Below are 19668 nucleotides of genomic sequence, written 5' to 3'. Positions count from 1 at the left end.
AGCCACAATCATCCTCAGCTGTAACTGCTTTTCTGGGCAGCATGACTGCTATAGCTTCGGCGTCAAATCCAGTGAAGTGATGGTCGTCATCCTGGTTACCAACCAGCGGACGGCACTACGTTTCATAAACAACCGGTAGGATAGATATTTCAGCGACGGAATGTTTTTGGTCAGTGGGCTGGTGGATGTGGTGTTGGTATACACAATGGCGATGGCATTCGAAGCATCCAGCGATTCGACCGCTACGGCGGTGACCTCGGTGCTGTTGGTTATTTTGGTCTGTTTGTTGGGGCCGACGATAGCATCGACGAATTTGCGGTACTGGGCCCCAAAATCGCCGCTGAGGTAGGTCGCCGCGCGGTCAGCTAGAGTGTCTATGTTCTCCGGGTTATAAGTCCACAGAACCGTGATCGCGTTAGCCGCCGTCCGCGCCACTTCGAGCTTGACTGCGGCGGTGGCGCGATCAGCTAGGTAGGGCTGCACGGCTGCGCCCGCAAACGCTGCGGAGCCAACGAATAGCACCGCGGCTACCACGACGGCGATAGCCGTCCACTGACCGGCCCGTCGATTCCTCCAGGAGCTACCGTTTTCAGCTGCTGCCACAGGTGTCTTCTCTTGGTTCTCAACGTAACCGCTTGCTTGTTCTCCCGCTGCACAGGCGATCTTATTGGGGGAGATTCCCGCGGCGTCTGTCAGATCACCTGCAACAGGTTGCTGATCTTCCACTGATTCCCTTCTCGAGTTGCGGTTGCCGTCCAACGATTTATGTTCTCTAATACCTGCTTTTCATCTGGAGACTTGGAGGTGACTTCAGTGGCTACCAACACATTGGCGCTGCCGTCGTCGTTCCACCTTTCCACACCGGCGTCGAGCACGGTGCCAGTGGCAGGTTCAGCTCGAGCGACCTGGAGGAGGATCTCGTTCACCTTCTCGTGGTACTGCTTAGCGAAGTCACCGGTCGCTTGTGTCAATATCCGTGCTACATATTCATTGGCGTGATACGGATCAAGGGTCGTGAACTGCGCCATGAACCATTTGACGTAGCTGAGCACCTGCTGGTCTTTTGCCGCAGCACGTTCACGGGATGCATGGGAGATCGACATCAAGGTGGATGCCGTGAGTGCCGCCAACATGACCAACCCAGCAACCGTAGCAGCAAACGGTAACCCCCATCGTTGCTGCGACGCCACCGTACGCGCTATGAGCAGCGATCCCTCTCCTGGTGGAAACTTGCGGCGGGGACTCATTTTCCATTCCCGGGTGTTCTCAGTTTGGTCAACACGGTGAGGTCGTCAACGAGCCAATGGTTGTGCTCGTCTTTAGCGAAACTCACCCGAACGGTTGCACTGATGTAGCGTTCGCCGGGCGCTGCGCCGCGCCGGCCCTGCATAAACAACAACATCGTCGCACGGTCCGGCGTAGCCGACTGTATCGCGCCCGCTGTCGACCAATATTCGTTGATGACCGGGTGCCCCTTCTCCACTACGTCCTGTTGCGCAGCTAGCTGGTGCCGATATTTGTCACTGGCCAGCGATTGGGCGTGTGCGAAATCGTCACGCAGCGACTTTGGATCGTAGGTCAGCATCTGCGCGACCATCTTCGGCCCCTGAATCGCAATCTGCGCGCGAGTTTGGTCGACCGCCCGATCATGCGAGTACACCACCGCACAGCTCACTACGGCACCACCCAGGCACACCCCTGCCGCGGTCAGCAGTGTCACTGAGACCCACCACCGTATGGTGCGCTGTTGCTCGACCGCTTGGACGCAACGCACTTCGGTGCGCAACAATATGTCAGCAAAGGTGCGGCGGCGTGAATCCCACAGTGGCCAGAGCCAGCCCACGAGCACCGTGGCCGTGTCGAGTAGGTGGGCCAGATCCCGCAGCAACAACCGCCACGGACCGATGTCTGCCCCATCGCACATGACCACCGCGATGCCACACAGGGCACGTCCCAAGCTCCAACCGATGATTGTCGGCAATAGCAACCGGTTAACCAGCATCGACAGGATAACGGCGGCGCCAACTGTCATGCACAGCCACCACCACGCGCTGCGCAGGGGGACAGTGAGAACGACCAACGCCATCGTCGACACCACAACGAGACCCGGAAGAACATCAACAGCTAGTGCGAACAACCGAAGATGCCATGGCGCCAAGCTATTCGACGATGGCTTTGGGATGACTGCGGCAGTCTGACTCTCCTCGACCACCACCGTCACTTCGTCACCTGGTCTAGCTTGGAAATCTTGTATTGTCCCTCAGCGGGCGCCATTTTCACCCGCAGGCGGTAGCCGGTTTCTTGGTTGTGCGCATGATCGTTAGACAACTTGACGCGGAGTGCGACGAGCACATCGATAGAACCGTCGTTGTTGTGACGCTCGACCGCTGCCCTCACATCAGACACCTGAACGTGTACGTTCGCAGCCTGATATGCTTGAACGAGCATGTTCGTGTACAGCAAAGCTTGGGCGTGGAAAGCATCGGTACCGCAGTCGATGATCTTCTGTTCACTTGTCGCCATTGCATTGCTGTCTGGAGCCTGCGTTGCCGCAACACAATCCACCGCCGTCCTCAGTGCTGCAGTGTCATTGCGCGCTATCGCTTGGCTTTCCTGGTGGTAACGCAGCGCGCAGTAGCCGCCGGTCCCTATGCCACCGCTGGCCAGGAGAAGCGCTGCAGCGATACCAGCAAGCCACCCGCGACCCAAACGCGACCGGTTAAGCGTGACACCGGAATCGTCGGCTGCGACTCTCGATTCTGGCAATTCTGCGGTGGTCAGTTCGGTTCCGGCGTGGCCGGCCTCGAGCCCGGAGTCCTGTCGAATTTTCCGCCCGGATCTGCGGGAAATCATTCGCAAACGACTAAGCGTCAACATCGGTGGGGGTTCAGCCGGCTGGTGCCAGCATCTCCTTCCATCCGTCGTCTCCTGTTTTAGTCGAGTTTTCGACAGCGTATTTCATTCCGTCGGGCCCTATCAGTTCACCGCTTTGGGGACTGTATACGGCCGAGGAAGGCCCGCTCGGAATGTAGACACACGGGTTGGGTTGCTGTCCGTTGCACTGTACGCTACCGAATCGTGGCTGCGACAAAGGATCGCTGACCGGCGGCGGTGTCCCCGGCAGCCGGTCAGCGGGCATCGGGTTCAGGCCGTTGTCAACCGTTGGCGCCGGAATCACCAAGCCTGGCTTGACCGGCTGATCGCAGCGCGCTCCGGGCGCCGGACAGGTCAGGAGCTGGTTCGGGTCGCCGAACCAGGGGTTGGTCCCCAGCGGAACGTACGGTTTGGGGTCGCGGCATTCCCGTGGCGAGGCAGCCCTCTTGCCGGGGACATCGACGCACGGAATGTTTCGCGATCCGCGCACGCTGTTAGCCGGAGTGTCCATCGGGATCTTGCAGTACGTACCGATCGGCAACGGCTGTAGGCTGGTGTCGGCCGGCGACCGCCACTCTGCTGCTGGAATGAAGCCAGTTAGACAAGGCGGCGGCTGGTTGATCGACAACGCCAGATCGAGGGCGGCCATATTCGGGAACGACGCTGACGCCGTCTGCGCAATTGAAGCACCTTGCGGCAGAGACACCAGCATTTGCTCCACACCATGGTGGTAGCGCTTGAGCATGTCGATCAGGATCTCGAAGTTCGCCAGCGTCTGTGGAAGTGCATCTCGCACGTCACTGAATACCGCGTTTACCTCATCGGAGGTCGGCACCGCCTGGGACAGAATACTTTTCAAATGCTGATCTTGTCGTGCAGGCTGCGCTGCCAGGATATTCAGGTTGTGCGCCCAACGCTCAATTGCATTATCGGATTTGACTTGGCTGTCCAGGATCGGCCCAGAGTTTTGTGTGATGTCGTTGACATCGGTGATGTTGGTCTTGAAAGCGTCAACAATCGCCTGAGTTGAACCAACTAACCGTTGCAGAACCGGACCCAATCCGCCGACTGCTTGCGCTGTCTCGTCGAGTAGCGAGCCGATCTTTTCCTTCGGCAACGCGGCAAGCCCTCGGTTAACGGAGTCCAGTGCCGGCCCGATCTCACTGGGCAACTTACTCTTAGTGATGGTTTGTCCGGGTGCCAAGTACTTGTCGGGGTTCCCGGTCGACACCAGGTCCAGATACTGTTCACCAACCGCCGACACCGAGTGCACGTTCGCCGTTGAATCGATCGGGATCTTGTAGCGACTGTCGATACTCATCGTCGCTTCGGCACCCGTTGCTGTCGGCTCGACATCGGTGACCTTGCCAATAGTTATGCCGCGGTAGGTCACGTTGGCCGCCGGATACAGCCCGCCCGTTGCGGACAGCTCCGCCTTCAGCGAATACCGACCGACACCCACCAGACTTGGAATCTGCAAGTAATACACGCCCAGGACAGTCAACGAAATGGCGGTCAGGATGGCAAATAAGGCCAGCTGCCGTCTGATGAGAGGAGTCAGCATCGCCTATCGGCCCTTTCCACCAACGGTCCGCCGGGTGCGTCATTGGGGTTCGGCGTGTAGCGGACGTCGGGGATCATTGTCTCAGGATCGCGACCAAAGGATTGCTCGAGGGCACGGAGAGCCCCAGAAAATCCGGTACCAGTAAGAACCGCATTGTCCATGGCGCTGTAAGTGACGTCTAACGTCAGCGACACATTCTGGTAGTCGCCCCGCATTATTTTCGAAACAGTGTCGACGTCGTACGGCTGGGTCAGGATCAACTTTAGCGCGCCGATTAAATACGGCGCACCACGGCCGAATTCCCGCAGCGGACATGCCAACGCTTGAAGGTCGGTGTGCAGAGGGTCACGTGTCTCCGACAAGTACTGATCGGCGACCTGGCTAAGTTGTCCAACCGAACCAATAGCGTTGATAAGCAAGTTTTTGGTGTCGGTGAAATGCTTGATCAGCGGCGGGATGTCGGTCAGTATTCGATCGAGGACATCAGAACGGCCACCCACATAGGTCAGCAGTCGGTTGGTCGAGTCGATGGCGTGGGTGATGTCATTGCGTTGCTGGTTGAGTTGGCTAACAAAGGTATCCAGCTTTGTTAGGAAGGCATGGATCTGGTCGGCTCGCCCGTGGAAGATATTGAAGACCTCGTTCGTCAGCGTTTCCAGGTTCGGAATGCCACCTCCGCGCAAGACCAGGGAGAGACTGGCTAATGTTTGTTCGGTGGTGGGGAACGCCGACGAATTCTTCAGCGGGATGGTGTCACCATTCTTGAGCAATTCCAGCGACGGGTTCGCCGGTGCAGCCAACTCCACATGCTGAGAGCCCAACAAACTGGTCTGACCGATCTTAGCGGTGGCGTTCTTCGGTAGCTGGACGTTCTTGTTTAAACCCAGAGTCAGGGTGGCCACCCAGTTCTTCAAGTTGATGGCGCGTATCGAGCCTACTGTCACGTCAGCAACCATCACCTTGCTGTTGCCGTTAATCGCCAGCGTGTCCGGCACCTGCACATAGATGGTGTAGGTTCCCTTGCCGCTGCCCGGACCACCCGGAATCGAGACGTTAGAAATTCCACGCCAGCTACACGAGCTCAGCGACAGCGCGACCACCAGCAACACCAGCCCCCGCCAGGTACGGTTACGCAGCCGGCTGGCCCGTACCGCACTCATTGCACACCTCACTGGCCCTCTCCTAGCTCAGCGGGCAACGGCGGGTCGCCGACGTTAGCTGCAGGCACCAACGTTGGCGCCGGTGTCGGAGCAATCGGACCGGGCACCACATCCGGTCTTGTTAGCGGTATCGGCACCGATGCCTGCAAGCCGATAGGTGGCAGCACCGGGTACTCATCGTATGCGTTCGGCGGTCCTGGCGGCGTCTGCAGGTTGGATTGAATAGGTGCGATATCTGGGCCACCCATGAGCTCGGCCAGCGAGTCGGGAGTCAGCAGGGCCGCCGTGATCGGACCTACCTGCTGCCCTTGCATTCCCGGGGCGACGATCCAGCCGGGTTGGGTGTTGCGGTGCGACAACGGCGTGTCCGGCACCCAGATCCCCGGGACGGTCGTGTCCTTGTATCCATTCGGCGGCTGCAGCCGCGCCTCAGAGTAGGCGACCTCCTTGGGAAGCACTTCCGCCGTACTGAACAGGTTTAAACCAAACGGGAAATAGTTGAACTTGATTGCATCCAGGACTGGGGAAAGATATTGTGCACAAAGTTCGGCGGACTCCTGATACCCTAATCTGCTGCCAGCTTGAATTGCGCTGCAAATGAACTGCATCGGGTTTGCGAAGTTGGTGATCGACGGAACACCGACAACGGAACCGTGAGCCGGGTGATAAATCTGGTTGAGATTCGCCGTGGCCGTCGGGGCGATGTGCAGAAAGGTTTCCACCCCATTCAGCGATTCCGGCTGAACCACCGTGGTGGTCACTGTGGCCAGGTTATTGACGTCGGCGGCTAGTACCTCGCGGTTCTTAACGAGGAACGGACGCACTGTGGACAACACACTGTCGAATTGCTGTAACGCACTGGACAAATCGGTGTCGGAATGTGCAAGTCGAGTGGTGAAGTCGGCCAGGTTTTGGTTCAAGGCAACAAACTGCTGATCGTCGGTGTGCAGTGCGTTGACGAACAGCGCCAAGCTGCGTAGCACCGAGAAAAAGTCGCCACGACCCTCGTTCAGTGCGGTCAACGCCCTCGAGAGGCTGTCCAGCGTGGTATTGATCTGCTTGCCTTTACCGGCCAGCCCATCGGCGAACGATGCGATGACGTCACCGAACGGACCTTTCGGCTGCTCTTTAGTCGGGCCGAGTTTGGAGATAATTTTGGTTATGCTATCCCGCAGTTCGTCCCATTCCACCGGAACCTGGGTGCGCTCGAGCGGTATCACCGCATTATCTCCCAACACAGGGCCACCCTTATAAGGCGGCTCCAACTGGATCGAGCGGGACGCCACCAAGGTGGGGTTGAGGATAACCGCGGACGCATTGGCAGGAACCTTGTACTTGTTTTGATAGTGAAAAGTCACCTTCATCCTGTCGCCGGCTGGCACGATCGAGTCTATCGAGCCAACGCGCAAACCCATGATCTGGACCTTGTCTCCGGCATAGAGCGCGTTCGCCGCAGAGAAGTAAGCAACGACGGTGTTGTTTGTCAGCTTCTGGTACAGCCTCCAACCGACGAATCCGACGACGAGGGCTAGTACCACCACCAACGACCCGACCATAACTGGTGGTTGTGACAGCCTCAGTAGCTTCAGGTTGCGGACATCAAAGATGGTGCTCAATTCCGACTACCTCCCGTGACGCCGTTATCTCCTGTGCCTCCCGGGTTAATGAACGGTGCTGACGAATCCTGCTCCGGGGCAACAGGTGCCAGCTGCTCGGTGCGCGCACCTGGCGGCGCGTCCGGCGGTAACGGCACCGGAGTGCCCGGGACATTCGGAGTTGGATCGCCCGGTCGCCCAGCGATCGCGATTCCTGGCATCGGGGGTAACCCATCGGGGTTCGGCGGCGACGTTTGGACGTCCATCGGCGCCGGGAATGCAGGTCCACCGTACGGTCCTGTTGTCGCACCAGCACACGGGAGTGGATTCCACGGCCGCGGCAAACCCATCTCGTCCCCGATGGTGTTATTGCCGCCCAGATTCGCCGGAGTGTAGGAGCATGGCGATCCCGGTGGAACAGCCGGTCCCGGATTTTCCGGGCTGCCCTCCTTCACCGGTGGCGCAGGCGGCGGTGCGCCATTCGGGAAACGGGTGCCGTTGGGGTCGGGAAACCGGAATTCCGGCAACCCGGCGCTGCGCCAGAAGTTCTCTGGGTCGATACCGCGCTTTTTAAACGCGGCGTCGACCCACGGCTGCAAAATCTGATACGGCACCAGGTTGTGCAGAACCACCTTGAAGAAAGGTCCCGACCCGATGGCCTCATTCAACGATGGTAAGAAGGCGCCGACCTGAATGAGAACATTAGTTAGGTCGTCTTTGCGCTGAACCAAGATGCCACTTAGCTGGTGCAACTGTTCCAGCACGTTATTGAGGTTCGGGTTGTCGTTGATCAATCCTTGCACCTGGGTAGAAAACGCAGCGACGTTACCCAACAACGCGTCGACGGCACGTCCACGTTCGTTGAATGCCGCGATCAAGGTCTTGGCGTTGACCAACAATCGGTCCACTTGCGCGCTGCGGTCACCGAGGACACTGGCCACCTGGTTGGCCTGAGCAATTAGGTGTTTGATCTCCTCGTCGCGTGTGCCGATGGTGTCGGAGAACTTGGCCATACCATCGAGTGCAGCGCTTAGATGCGGATATGTCTGATCAATGGTTTCCGACACCACCTTCAGCGACTGCTTGATGGTGTCAATGTTCCAGCCCGAGGCGACCTTGGTGGCGTCGAAGAACGCATCATAGCTCTGATAGGGAGTCGTGCTTTGGCCCAACGGCAAACTGTCCCCGGACCGTAACAGCTGGGTGCCGCGCGTCTCGATCTCGAGGACCTTCTTGCCGAGTACGGTGTCGGTGCGGATCCCCAGCAGACTCTTGGTGCCGATGCGTTTAGTGCCGATGGAGAACTTGATCACGACGTGGTCACCGTCGATTTGCAGCGCTTCCACCCGGCCGACATCCATGCCGGCGATGCGCACCTTGTCGCCCTTTTTGAGTCCGCCGGTGTCGGTGAACTGCCCATAGTAGCTGGGTCGGGCGAACAAGATCGGGACACTGGTGAAACTTTGGCCCACGCCGATTAGTAGAAGGACCACCAGGATGCCGGTGAGTCCGATGCGAAGTCGATTGGGGAGTTCCAGCGTTCTCATTGCGGCGTGCACCGACCCGTCGGCTGCTGGAAAAGCCGGACCGTGCGGACGGGCCCACCAGGCTGCAACCCATTGATCTTGAGCGTGATGTCACAGGAGTAGAAGTTCACGAAATCCCCGTAGGAACCGACCGTGCGCCCGATCTGGTTCAACGCGGTCGGTAATTTATGAAGGTAGTCCTCCAGCTGCTGCCGCTGATCGATCAGCGGCAGCTGAATCCCATCCAGATAGTTGATTGATTTGTGCAACAGCGTGTGGTCCTCAGCCAGCAGATCAGCCACCGTCCCCGCGGCGTTGCTAATGTGCGCAAAGCTGCCCGCCAACTGATCACCGTGATCCTTGAGCCCGGTGATCAATATCTCTAGGTTGTTGACGGTCTGGTCGAATTCTTTGCGATGCCGAACAGTCGTGTCCAACACGACGTTTAAATTTTTAACCACCTCACCGATAGCCTGGTCCCGCTCGCCAATAGCAGTGGTCAGCTGAGCGGTTTGGTCGAGGATGTCGTTTATAGTTCCGCCCTGACCCTGGAACACGGCGACGATGGCCGAGGCGATGGTGTTGATCTTGTCGGGGTCGAGCGCCCGAAACAGCGGTTTGAAACCACCAATCAATGCGTCGAGGTCAAGCGCCGGCGACGTCCGTGACAGCGGGATGAATCCGCCCGGCGGCATTATCTTTTCTGATCCTTGTCCCTCGCCGCGCTTGAGCTCCAGGTAGCGATTGCCAATCAGGTCGAGGTAGCGGATCTGTGCTGTCGTCGACTGATACAGCGGCACCGAGCGATCGACGTTGAATTTCACCCGCACCCGCGTGCCACCATCGATCAGCGCAACAGAGTCGACTTTGCCCACCTCCACTCCCGAAGCACGAACAAATTGGCCCGGCCGCAGACCGCTGATGTTGGTGAACTCCGCCGTGTACCCATTGGTCCGGCCGAAACGCATCTGACCGAACACCACGATGATCATCACAGTGAACAGCAACAGCACCAACGAAAAGATGCTGAGGCGGACGACAGTACCGGTAATTTTCATGGGTTGATTGTGTTATCCCCTACTTGACGGCCCCAGACGTACTCGATGGCGTAGGGTGAACCGGTGTCCAAGTGGTTGTACGGCGCAATGCTGCTGCCGGTGTCCATGACTAACTCGGGTGCGGGCCAGAGATCACGGGTGATGTGCTGCCAGCAACCCGGCGCCCCCCCCGGCCCACCTCGAGCGTTCACCCGCGGCAGATTTTCCGGATAGATGTAGGGATTAACTGCCCCGTTTACCACTCCGGCTAGCCCGAGTGGCGTTAGCAGTCCTTGCGAGAGAACTCCTGCCCCGAGGATGGATATCGCTGATGTCGGATTCAACAGGAATCCCAACCCAGACAGCAGTTCGATATGATCATTGAGGGAGTAGCCGTTGCCGCCGAGAAACGATGCAACCTTGGGTTCGACGTCATGATAGTTGCGCAGGGTGCAGAAGATCGCCGGACTGTAGGCATCCAACAACTGGGCCGTGGGCACCAGGTCAGCGGTACCCCGCACCAGATACGGCCCGCTGCGGGAGAAGATGTCCGTGCCGGTGTTGCCGAACCCGACCGCAGCCAATAACACTTGGTCTAAGTCCTTTTGCTGTTGGTTGATCGTGCGCGATGTGATGATTGAATTATTAAGGAAATCAAACAAATCCGAAGCGGAGTCGGCGTAAATGTCCTCCAGGGCCGCCAGCTGTTGGATGTCGTGACGGGCCTGCGGCAGTTGCGAATTGACGTCGTCAAGAACCGCGTTTCCATTGACGATTGATTGTCCGAACCTCTCGCCAAGCCCAGCCAGTGATTGCGCAGCCGCGCTCAGCGTCAGGTTGAGCTTGATCGGATCCACTTTCTCCGCAATTGATGTTATGGTCTGGAACAAAGTGTTGATCTCCGTGGTCACCGACCTGGCGTCGATCACGGTCTGCGGTGTGAGCCTTTTCTGCGACGGATGTTCCGGCGTTGTCAAGGACACGTGCTTGCCGCCGAAGACCGTGGTCCCCTTGATGTCGGCGTTCACATTGGCCGGAATTAGAGACAGGTACCGTGGATATACATCCAAGGTGAATTCGGCGACCCGCTTGCCGTCCCGCACAGTCTCCGCGATGTTGGCGACCCGGCCAATTTCAGCCCCGTTATAGGTTACCTTCGAGCCCCGATCCATCACCAACCCAGCTCGATCGGCCAGCATCGTCAACTTGATCTTAGGGGTGAAATTTCCACGAAACTGTCCGTAGACCAACCCGAAAATCACTAAAGTTACGACCAGCAGGCCGACTCCGGCCAATTTGTATGGCGGCTTTCGTGACGCGTTGATTTTTGCTGATGATGTCATCGCTATGCCGTCAAAGCGAAGTTGGGGTCTACGCCATAAAGCGCCAACGCGGCGGACAAAACAACAACCTGCACCGACACCAAAGAGAAGCGCATCGATCGCCCGACGGCCTCACCGACGCCGACAGGTCCGCCGCTGGCGGTATACCCGTAGTAGCAATGCGTGATCATCACAACCGCTGTGATTATCACGGCCTCCAAGAACGACCAAAGAACGTCCTCGGGACGCAGGAATGTCCGGAAGTAGTGCTCATACGTGCCATTTGACTGCCCGTAGAGCACTGTCGTGGTGATATGTGGAGACAGGAACGCCATGATCATCGCCAACGCGTAAAGCGGAATGATCACGACCAGCCCGGCCAGAATCCGAGTAGTCACCAGAAACGAGATCGACTTGATGCCCATCACTTCCAGGGCATCGATCTCTTCGCTGATACGCATCGCCCCCAATTCGGCGGTGGCGCCGGCGCCGACGGTGGCAGCCATGACGATACCCATGATCACGGGGGCAGCGATGCGCACGTTGATCAGGGCGGCGAAGAAGCCGGTAAACGCCTCGACCCCGATGGCACCCAGCGACGCGAAACCCTGGATAGCGACCAGGGAGCTACCGGAGAGTGTAACGAACCCGACGATCGCAGCGGTGCCACCAACGACGGCCATTGCACCAGTGCCCATCCCGATCTGGGCGATCAGGCGCAGCGTTTCTTTGCGATAGCGGCTCAGCGCATTAGGGATGTTTCCGAGGGTTACCAGGCCAAACCAGCTCATCTGGCCGATGTCGTCAATTCCGCGGGCCGCAGCTCCGCCATAACGATTCAGATTGGCGACGGCCCGCGGAAAACGGGCGCGCAACACGGCAGCGGTTGACATGTCAGCGCCCTGTTCCGAATCGCACGCCAATGGTGGTCAGAACCACATTGACCGCGTATAACGCGACCACGCAAAGCACCACGGTCTCGTTAACGGCGATGCCAAGTCCGTTGGGGCCACCGCGTACAATAAGCCCACGATAACAGCCGATCAAGCCAGCGATGAGTCCAAACATCGCGGCTTTGACAGTCGCTATCACCACTTCGGGAAGACCGGTAATAGTTGTCAGAGTAGCAAGATAGGCACCGCCCGAAACATTCTGCAGATAAACCCCGAAGAGGTAGCCGCCCACTAGGCCCACGGTGATAACCAAGCTGTTGAGCAGCGTGGCGACCAGCGTCGCGGCAAGGACCCGGGGCACTACCAGCCTATGGATGGGGTCGATGCCGAGAACCTCCATCGCGTCGATCTCCTCGCGGATAGTGCGCGCACCCAGGTCCGCACAGATTGACGTCGATCCGGCACCGGCCACCACCAGCACCGTGGTCAACGGACCGAGCTGGGTGACCGCCCCGATCGCCGCGCCTGCGCCGGATAAGTCTGCGGCGCTGAACTGAGCCAGCAGGACGTTAAGGGTGAAGATCAGCAGGACGGTCAACGGAATCGACACCATGACGGTCGGCAGGAATGCAACCCGCATAATGAACCAGCACTGTAGTACGAACTCGCTCCATTGGAATGGCCGACGGAACAACGCCTTTCCGGTCAACACGAGCATTTGGAAGAACCCGCCAACAAGAACCAGGGGCGTCTGGTGTTTGGTGCGGGCATACTCGACCAGCCTCGAGCGCGTCTTCGTCATCACCGCTGACCCCTCACGCCGGAACCATAGATGCCGCGGCAGATCGTGTCACAACGCCACCTCCTTGGTTCTTGTTCCGACCGTACTGCAGTAACCCATCGGCTCCCTACCCACAAGCGGTAACGGAGACCAGAGGAATGTACCCGATGGTCTACCGCATGTGTACCGCATCTGCCGAATTGATCTTTTATCAACGCTCAGAGCGCACCCCTCGACTCTGTCAACAATCCCTTTTGGTTATCTAAAATATCGTGGTACCGAATTTCTTTCGTACCCCTCACTAAAAACATAAAACGCAATGGCAGTTTTAATTTTTGAGCACCTTACCTGCTGGGTTGCGAAGCAGTCGCATTACAATCTCAAGCGTTGCAGGGTGTTTTGTAGCGCGCGAGCCGATTCAGTCAAGAACTCAGTTAGTCCTTGCGAGCCGCAAATGCTCAATTCTTTACAGCCGCGATCGGCATCTCGCTCCACTTTTTGTGAGCCTACCCGCTGGTGGAGACCTCGACCATGTCGGGATGGCTGGTGAGTATGTTCTCACCGCCGGTGGTGATCTCGTGTACTTCTTGCGATCCACCTCCCAGAGTAGCTATCCTGGCCTCTTTAAGTGAGGTTTTCGGAATGGAACCAGCCGCCAGCAAACACCTCCGAGGTAGCTGCCGAGTTGTTCCAAATTAACCGCTCATCCATGTCGGCGGTCGGTAAATGGTTTCCACCACTTCAGCCAACAGCTACGTCGTTCATGTTCTCGTCGACCATCACCCGGGCGGCGACTGTCTGGATTACCGCGCCGACCGATCCGCGCTTACGGTTCGCGCGTCGCCCAGCCCGCAGGCAAGTGACCAGCGACATCTCGGCCGGACCGAATGCTGCCCGCATCAGGGCTTCGGAGAAAGTCGCCGGCATTGGCTACAGATATGCCCAGCAGAACACCGGTCAGCATGTGGCCGGTGCCAGCAATGTGGAACAACAGGACGCCGATGAAACCGATATCGCTGTTAATATTGGCTCCGCTTAGATAAAACGACGTGATTGCCCGGCCAAGCAAGTTGATGTGCGCCAACACGGTACCCTAATGGGACGACTCATACATACATCATAATGTATGTATGAGAGGCGGTGAGTCTTTCGCGATATCCACCGATTCGGGTACCTCGCCGGGCTCATTGACTAGATCTTTCTAGCTGGACATATGCTCCTCAGAGGAGCCATCGGTGGAGACAATCATTACTTAGCACGGGTTGGATGTCACGAACAGCGGTGACCCCTGGCGCCAGTACGGCTTCGGCGAACATCACCCGTGATTCGTACTCCTCGAGCAGGGCGACGGTCTAGGCCAAAGTGAACCGGAAGTTCGGCACGGCCGCAATGGGACCCAAGTATGTTGGCGGCCAGCAACGGCGCGAGGTCTTGCGGGCTGTTGAGTAACAGGATCATCACCCGGTGCCCGAACCCGACGACGGCCGCCACCCCCATCAGCACCCAGTTTCGACGGTGCCGCAGATCAGCTCATGTAACCGTGGTGCATTTTCTGTTACCGGGTAGGGAAATCCTGCAGGATGATTTTTCTCGACCTAGACGCCTTGACGGCCCAATTCATCGACCGGTCACCGCGGGATCGGCCAGTAACGGTATCCGCAGCCCAGCTGGTGGTGACTATTGCGACCCTGTGCACGGGGGCGGGTAGTCATCGGCGCTACCGCATCGAGCACCCCCAGCCGTTGTGTCCGAAGACAATCTGATCGAACTCGCTGACATCGCTGTGTATATTTATTGATGCAGCTCACCTTAGTCGAACGTGGCTGCGCCAGATACTGCCAAGATTCCGGCTGTCGACCATGGTCAGCTATGGGTGCGTTGCATTTCTGCTGGAAGAAAGTGTGTGGGCGCTGTTGACCGACATGCCGTTAGGCTGCAGTGACCCGTGGAGGTTACGCGCGCCGCAGTGTACTATACTGTACTTACCGGTGCTGTTCTTAGCCCAAGCGAATGTGTCTCGACACAAATAGTATTGACGATGTTTTGGGGTGGTCCGATAACTGGACCGTACGCGGGCGTTGTACGCCGGTCGGCCTGGGGACCTGTGCGTGCTGACGGGAGGTGCTAACTGGGCTGGACGCTGGTCTAGTGGCCGCTGTGATTATTTCCGTGCCGGCACCGGCATCAGCTGGTCCGCCCGAGTGTTGCGGGTGCCTTTAGTGGTCGGCTCAATCTCGCTGCCGGAGCGCTAAAACCGATAATCGGTCTGGGTAGAGACAGCGTGGGCGAATGCCGTATAAACATGTTCAACCAGTGCGACGGCGTCAATAGCTATCCCCAAGTCAGTTCTAAAGCGCGATGAGTGTTCAGGTACAGACTGCCCGTCACAGTAAAAAGTTCATTTCGATCTTGGCCGGCGCGTCGGTGGGCAGGCACCGGGCACGATTGTCGGTGATCTGTAGGTCGAATCGGCTACCTCCGGTGGACCCGTCGGAAACGGCCAGGACGGTGTGTAGTTTGTTCTGGCAACGGCGCGTCGCAAGCTTGGTAGGGATGTCCGCGAGAGGTCGCCGTCAAAGATCGTCCTAATGGGTAATGGTCGAAGTCAGCCGCACATTGACTTTGCCTATGCCAGTAGTCGCCAGAACGAACGGCTGCGAGTCCAATTGGGCGGTGTCGAAAGCGATATGCCCGTCGACGGTGATGACGGTGATACCGGGCAACCCACCTCCCACCGCACTGTCATCGGATTGCGTTAAATACTTCATTATAGGGCGTAATCATCGGTATGGAGCATTGTGAACCACGCTGTGCCGCCGCGGGTGGTGTCACCGTCAGTCAACCACTCCTCCACACAATGGGTGGGAATTGTAAATTACACTAGTAGTTGTAGTTTACCCGGCGTGTTTTAGTCATCAACGTTCACAAATCGCGGTGAACTTGCTTCGGTGGTCAGCGGGATGCACCCAGTCGTACCTTGCCCGGATCGGGGGGCGTCAACGTGGAAACGCACAGGACCGCATTCAACCCTCAACTCATGCCTGATGGTAGCCGGGCCTTTCTACCCGAACCGATTGTCAGTACTGCCGCAGCTGGCCGTCAGCACGGCAATCCGATACCTGTCGGCAGCGATGCGTCGGTGTAGGTAGGTCAGTATCATGCGTGTGCATCAAGTCACGGCGCTGGCGGGTCGGAACAACTGCCACTCTCATACTGACACCGGCGGCCGGAAGCTGTGTCCCGTCGGATGTCGGATATAGCCAGCTGCAAATCTCGGTACAATAATCCACTATCCCCCCGGATCGACTGTGCCAAAATGGTGAACTTTGCCAGCGAATCGTCTTCCAGTCGCTGTCGGTGTAGCAGAAACAGTCGTAGGCGTCGACAGTGCCACAACAGGACTACCGTATGCATTCTGCAATATTGCTGCCAGTGTAGGCGTTACATTGATGGTATCTGCGATAACCGTGGTCTGTTAGGTAGCATTGCCGTGGATTGGTTGTAGGACATAGTTCTGGGCAGCTAGTATCGAGCATGACGCAAAGGATGGTGTGAATGCTGGGGTATCGCTATGATCGGGAGGTTGGGCATCGACCCGTCTGCAGCTGCGGTCCGTTCGGTGGCCGAGGGAATCACGAGTTTAGCGGCGTGTGGGCGATTATGTGACCTGATTCAGAACGCACCTCAGAAGCCAGGCTAAAACACGGCAATCACTATGGCTTTCCAGTCAAGTTGTGGCGTTTTCTATACTGATAGCCAGCAACGGGGTTCACACCACTGGGGTAGCGGCCGCCCTAGTTTGTTGGGCTTTTTCGGAACCCCCTACGGGGGGCTATGGGTGACATCGGTCTTTTTGGTGCGCTGCGCGTTGCCGATCCCAATCATTACTGGGCTGCTGTCCTATATTGTCTATGCGCCGCAGCGTGGCCAGGTGGTCCCCGGTGAAGGCTGGCTGCGGCTGCCAGACTTCACCGGTACGTCCTGGTTGCACCGGCTGACCCCAAGGCCTGCATGTGGTGCTGGGTCTGCTGATCATCTTGGTTGTGAGGGCCAAGCTGTGGGTGACCTCGGTGTCCTAAGCGCTGGCCTTGCTCCGTGCGGGGTCTAGCCCGCGGCGAAATGGCGTTCTTTACCCGAAGCACTACACACCAGGGTGTGGGATATGGCGTGGGCCGTGTTCAACGCCGTCGTTGATTGCTGTACGGCCACTGTCGCGTCGGTGCACGGCTGGTGCATTGGTGGCAAACTCGTGATAGTCGGTGGGTAGAACGCCAAAAAGCTGTGCCCCGCAGATAGAGGTGCGACGGCAGCTCGTGGAAGGCCCCGGCAGACATGCTTACCCTCACGAGCACCTGGCTGTGGTGTCGGATGGCACCTACGGATACACGATCGGCGGGAGGTGCCTCTCCACTGACAGGGTCTCCACGGTGTTTGAACGGTTCGATTTCACAATCCGGTGGCATGGATCAAGTTGTTAGGGGTATGCCGACACCGAGCGTCAGCTACGGCGCGGCGGATAGTGGGTGGGTACAACGGTCGGTAACACGGTGTACTGCATCGGTGGTGCGAACCGCTCGACGTATGACGTATCAAGGGCCGATCGTTACTATTGAGGCCTTGGACTTCAACTAAGAGCCATGGCGTCTCACAAATCACCTCGGTTCTTAAAACTGTTATGGCTCTATAGCTGATCGTGTAGCCCATCGGCACCAGCACGCTCTTTATGTTGAATGACGTGCTAGATTCCTTCGGTCCCGTTCTCACGCCCGGTTCCGGAGTTTTTGTAGCCGACAAATGGGGCGCTGGGATCGAAAGCGTACCAATTGATTCCGTACCCGAAGGGTACTAGTAGTCTACAACATCGCAGGCTAGCTTCTACACCGAGTCGTTGGTGATCGCTTCCTACTCGGCGGCATAACCGATGATGCTCAGCACTTGCCTAACGATTTCCTCCTGGGCGATCGTTATCTTGTTGTCGACGTCGTCGAATACCTTGAGCTGCAGGAAGACCCTGTTGCCGACACCGCAGTGGCCACCACTGCACATCAGCCGAACCCACCTTCCCGATGCCCGTGGCGATGATTGCGCTGTGCTCCTAGATCGCAGACAAGCGTTTCGTCGTATCGGGAACGTGGGGTCAGGATGCCGGACCTGATTCACACAGCCTTGCCCAGCGTTCATCACCTCAGAGAATACCAACATCGGAAGGCGGTGGCCAGGTAGACTTCCTCGAGGATGATGGCCGCCGACTTTCGCCGAGCTCCACGGTGTACGGCTTGAGTAGGTCAGCAGCCTATTTGTCGACCGCCTTCCCGACGGCCGAACTTGCTGGTGAAGGTAAACATGTCAATATCCGGGTTCGACGTCAGGGCCTGTCCGGTTGCGACGCCGCCCGGCACCACCGAGAGCACACCCTCAGATAGGTCCGCCGGAGCGAGATCTTCGGCTAAAGCTTTTGCGATCAAAAAGGGATTTCGGTGGTCGGCTTGAGTACCATTATGCAGCTGGTCAGCAGCGTCGGTCCCAGCTTGTGGACCGTTAGGAACACCGGCATGTTCCATGCGACGATCGCGCTTACTACCCAACCGGTTCACCGGCTAACGATGGTCTGCCCGTACGAGCCGTTGTGGAATCTCGGTCCACTCGACCTTGTCTGCAGCGCTGGCAAAGCAGTTCCTCGCTTTACTCTAACCCATCCAATGCATCGTCTCGATGATGGTGTGCGGCTGACTAGTCTCAGCTGCCAGCAGCGTGGTGAACAGGCCTTCATCACCTTAGACCGCTGCAGCGATTAGCGGTCGTGCCTAGCTCCGGCGCCGTCAAGTGCCAGGGACTGCGGTCGAATGCCGCGCGAGCCGCGGCGACTGCGGTGTTAACGTCGGCTGGGAGCTGCCATCGGCACTTTGCCCACATACGCACCGGTGGCCGGGCAGTAAACTTGGATGATGCGGGAGGTCGACGGTTACGTCCAGATTCAGTCGATGATGAGTTGGTCGTACTCTGTCTTGTGGCTGGAGGCCATAGCGCCACCCCTACCCAAGACCCCTACCCAAGCCGAAGCGCACAGAGAACATGTTTAAGTAAACTGATGTCATCGGCCTATCGTGGCCGCAGAACTAGCACCAGATTGCTCACCGTGAACTCACGCAGCATCGGCACCGATGTCAGCCACCAGGCCCATCGCGGGTGGTAGCGAGGAAATGCGGCAACCGTGACCCCGGTGCTGGCAGCCCAATTCAGGCCATCGGCCGCTGACACCGCAAACAATGACGACCCGTAGTCGTTCTTTGCCCGATGACCGTGTTTGCGAACATACCTAGCGGCGGCACGGGCACCGCCCAGGTAGTGTGTTATGCCCATCTCGTGCCCGCCGAACGGGCCCAGCCAAACGGTGTAGGACAACACGACTAGGCCGCCCGGCTTGGTCACCCGCAGCATTTCGTTGCCCAGCTGCCAGGGCCGCGGTACGTGTTCGGCGACATTAGACGACAAACAAATGTCTACAGCGTCATCGGCAAAGGGTAATGTCATACCCGAAGCTCGGACGAACGCGCCTACTTTCGGTACCCAAGCCGGTCCCGCCGCTTCCATCTTTCTTGGGTCCGGTTCGACACAGATGTATCGGACGCCGACGTCGGCGAACGCTGCTCCGAAATATCCGGGCCCACCACCGACGTCGAGTAGTGTGCGGCCAACCGGGGGTGTACCGTGTGTAGCCAGCCAAAGATCACCGACCATAGCCACTGTATCGGCTGCCAATGCCCGGTAGAAACGGGCTGGATCCGGCTGCTCGTAGCGAAATGCTGACAGCAGCTGCAGCGAACGGGTCAGTGTTGCCCGCTGCGCGAACACGTCAGTGAAATGAGGGGCGATGGCCACCGGTCACACCTTACGGCTGGCTTCCGTCTGTCCAACG

16 protein-coding genes and 2 pseudogenes are annotated in these 19668 nt (G+C 58.1%); 3 read left to right on the top strand and 15 right to left on the bottom strand.

The genetic code is table 11. The annotated features are described in order from the left end of the window. Positions 1-48: 48 nt before the first annotated feature. The 12 genes from MLPF_RS13170 to MLPF_RS13115 are packed head-to-tail and all read right to left on the bottom strand — an operon-like array spanning position 49 to position 12689. Entirely contained in the window at positions 49-726 is a 678-nt protein-coding gene (locus MLPF_RS13170; protein WP_045843938.1) for a hypothetical protein, read from the bottom strand. Further along, positions 693-1247: a hypothetical protein gene (locus MLPF_RS13165; RefSeq protein WP_045843937.1), complete on the bottom strand. Its 555-nt coding sequence runs from the start codon at positions 1245-1247 to the stop codon at positions 693-695. The genes MLPF_RS13170 and MLPF_RS13165 overlap by 34 nt, the downstream gene beginning before the upstream one ends. Continuing rightward, on the bottom strand, positions 1244-2221 hold the full coding sequence (locus MLPF_RS13160; RefSeq protein ID WP_045843936.1) for an RDD family protein: 978 nt from the start codon (positions 2219-2221) through the stop codon (positions 1244-1246). Before MLPF_RS13160 ends, MLPF_RS13165 begins: the two co-directional genes overlap by 4 nt. Then, positions 2218-2853, bottom strand: coding sequence for an Mce protein (locus MLPF_RS13155; RefSeq protein WP_236685230.1), 636 nt, complete (start codon positions 2851-2853; stop codon positions 2218-2220). The genes MLPF_RS13160 and MLPF_RS13155 overlap by 4 nt, the downstream gene beginning before the upstream one ends. Before the next feature lie 34 nt (positions 2854-2887). Beyond that, on the bottom strand, positions 2888-4438 hold the full coding sequence (locus tag MLPF_RS13150; protein WP_045843935.1) for an MCE family protein: 1551 nt from the start codon (positions 4436-4438) through the stop codon (positions 2888-2890). Beyond that, entirely contained in the window at positions 4432-5598 is a 1167-nt protein-coding gene (locus MLPF_RS13145) for a virulence factor Mce family protein (RefSeq protein WP_045843934.1), read from the bottom strand. The genes MLPF_RS13150 and MLPF_RS13145 overlap by 7 nt, the downstream gene beginning before the upstream one ends. Positions 5599-5606: 8 nt before the next feature. Beyond that, positions 5607-7214, bottom strand: coding sequence for a virulence factor Mce family protein (locus MLPF_RS13140; protein WP_045843933.1), 1608 nt, complete (start codon positions 7212-7214; stop codon positions 5607-5609). Next, complete coding sequence (locus tag MLPF_RS13135) at positions 7211-8740, bottom strand: virulence factor Mce family protein (protein WP_045843932.1); 1530 nt, start codon at positions 8738-8740, stop codon at positions 7211-7213. The genes MLPF_RS13140 and MLPF_RS13135 overlap by 4 nt, the downstream gene beginning before the upstream one ends. Next, on the bottom strand, positions 8737-9777 hold the full coding sequence (locus MLPF_RS13130; RefSeq protein ID WP_045843931.1) for a virulence factor Mce family protein: 1041 nt from the start codon (positions 9775-9777) through the stop codon (positions 8737-8739). The genes MLPF_RS13135 and MLPF_RS13130 overlap by 4 nt, the downstream gene beginning before the upstream one ends. Continuing rightward, positions 9774-11099 carry an MCE family protein gene (locus MLPF_RS13125; protein ID WP_045843930.1) on the bottom strand — a complete coding sequence of 442 codons (1326 nt, stop codon included), beginning with the start codon at positions 11097-11099 and terminating at the stop codon, positions 9774-9776. The genes MLPF_RS13130 and MLPF_RS13125 overlap by 4 nt, the downstream gene beginning before the upstream one ends. Positions 11100-11101: 2 nt before the next feature. Next, positions 11102-11971 carry an MlaE family ABC transporter permease gene (locus tag MLPF_RS13120; protein WP_045843929.1) on the bottom strand — a complete coding sequence of 290 codons (870 nt, stop codon included), beginning with the start codon at positions 11969-11971 and terminating at the stop codon, positions 11102-11104. A 1-nt stretch (position 11972) separates the two neighbouring features. Continuing rightward, positions 11973-12689 (bottom strand): MlaE family ABC transporter permease, encoded by a 717-nt coding sequence (locus MLPF_RS13115; protein ID WP_420329664.1) that lies wholly within the window; start codon positions 12687-12689, stop codon positions 11973-11975. A gap of 691 nt (positions 12690-13380) precedes the next feature. Between MLPF_RS13115 and MLPF_RS13110 the strand changes: the two genes are divergently transcribed. Then, a complete protein-coding gene (locus MLPF_RS13110) occupies positions 13381-13791 on the top strand; it encodes a hypothetical protein (protein ID WP_156147312.1) in 411 nt (136 codons plus the stop codon). Positions 13792-14332: 541 nt separating this feature from the next. Next, complete coding sequence (locus MLPF_RS13105) at positions 14333-14515, top strand: hypothetical protein (protein ID WP_045843926.1); 183 nt, start codon at positions 14333-14335, stop codon at positions 14513-14515. An 822-nt stretch (positions 14516-15337) separates the two neighbouring features. Here MLPF_RS13105 and MLPF_RS13100 read toward each other — a convergent pair. Continuing rightward, complete coding sequence (locus MLPF_RS13100) at positions 15338-15520, bottom strand: hypothetical protein (RefSeq protein ID WP_045843925.1); 183 nt, start codon at positions 15518-15520, stop codon at positions 15338-15340. Positions 15521-16551: 1031 nt separating this feature from the next. On the opposite strand from MLPF_RS13100, the pseudogene MLPF_RS13095 reads away from it, so the two are divergent. Beyond that, a pseudogene (locus MLPF_RS13095) lies at positions 16552-16813 on the top strand (molybdopterin-dependent oxidoreductase); the annotation flags it as partial. Positions 16814-17438: 625 nt separating this feature from the next. Here the strand turns inward: MLPF_RS13095 and MLPF_RS18005 are convergent. Beyond that, positions 17439-18726: pseudogene (locus tag MLPF_RS18005) on the bottom strand (aldehyde dehydrogenase family protein); the annotation flags it as partial. A gap of 125 nt (positions 18727-18851) precedes the next feature. Next, complete coding sequence (locus tag MLPF_RS13080; protein WP_045843945.1) at positions 18852-19625, bottom strand: class I SAM-dependent methyltransferase; 774 nt, start codon at positions 19623-19625, stop codon at positions 18852-18854. Positions 19626-19668: the final 43 nt, after the last annotated feature.

Source organism: Mycobacterium lepromatosis, assembly GCF_000975265.2.
Classification (GTDB): domain Bacteria; phylum Actinomycetota; class Actinomycetes; order Mycobacteriales; family Mycobacteriaceae; genus Mycobacterium; species Mycobacterium lepromatosis.
This window is presented reverse-complemented; position numbering and strand designations above follow the sequence as displayed.

Coding starts and splice junctions, on each gene's coding strand:
- MLPF_RS13165 (WP_045843937.1), bottom strand. CDS start 1,247: ATGAGTCCCCGCCGCAAGTTTCCACCAGGAGAGGGATCGCTGCTCATA.
- MLPF_RS13155 (WP_236685230.1), bottom strand. CDS start 2,853: ATGATTTCCCGCAGATCCGGGCGGAAAATTCGACAGGACTCCGGGCTC.
- MLPF_RS13150 (WP_045843935.1), bottom strand. CDS start 4,438: ATGCTGACTCCTCTCATCAGACGGCAGCTGGCCTTATTTGCCATCCTG.
- MLPF_RS13145 (WP_045843934.1), bottom strand. CDS start 5,598: ATGAGTGCGGTACGGGCCAGCCGGCTGCGTAACCGTACCTGGCGGGGG.
- MLPF_RS13135 (WP_045843932.1), bottom strand. CDS start 8,740: ATGAGAACGCTGGAACTCCCCAATCGACTTCGCATCGGACTCACCGGC.
- MLPF_RS13130 (WP_045843931.1), bottom strand. CDS start 9,777: ATGAAAATTACCGGTACTGTCGTCCGCCTCAGCATCTTTTCGTTGGTG.
- MLPF_RS13125 (WP_045843930.1), bottom strand. CDS start 11,099: ATGACATCATCAGCAAAAATCAACGCGTCACGAAAGCCGCCATACAAA.
- MLPF_RS13120 (WP_045843929.1), bottom strand. CDS start 11,971: ATGTCAACCGCTGCCGTGTTGCGCGCCCGTTTTCCGCGGGCCGTCGCC.
- MLPF_RS13115 (WP_420329664.1), bottom strand. CDS start 12,689: ATGCTCGTGTTGACCGGAAAGGCGTTGTTCCGTCGGCCATTCCAATGG.
- MLPF_RS13105 (WP_045843926.1), top strand. CDS start 14,333: ATGATTTTTCTCGACCTAGACGCCTTGACGGCCCAATTCATCGACCGG.
- MLPF_RS13100 (WP_045843925.1), bottom strand. CDS start 15,520: ATGAAGTATTTAACGCAATCCGATGACAGTGCGGTGGGAGGTGGGTTG.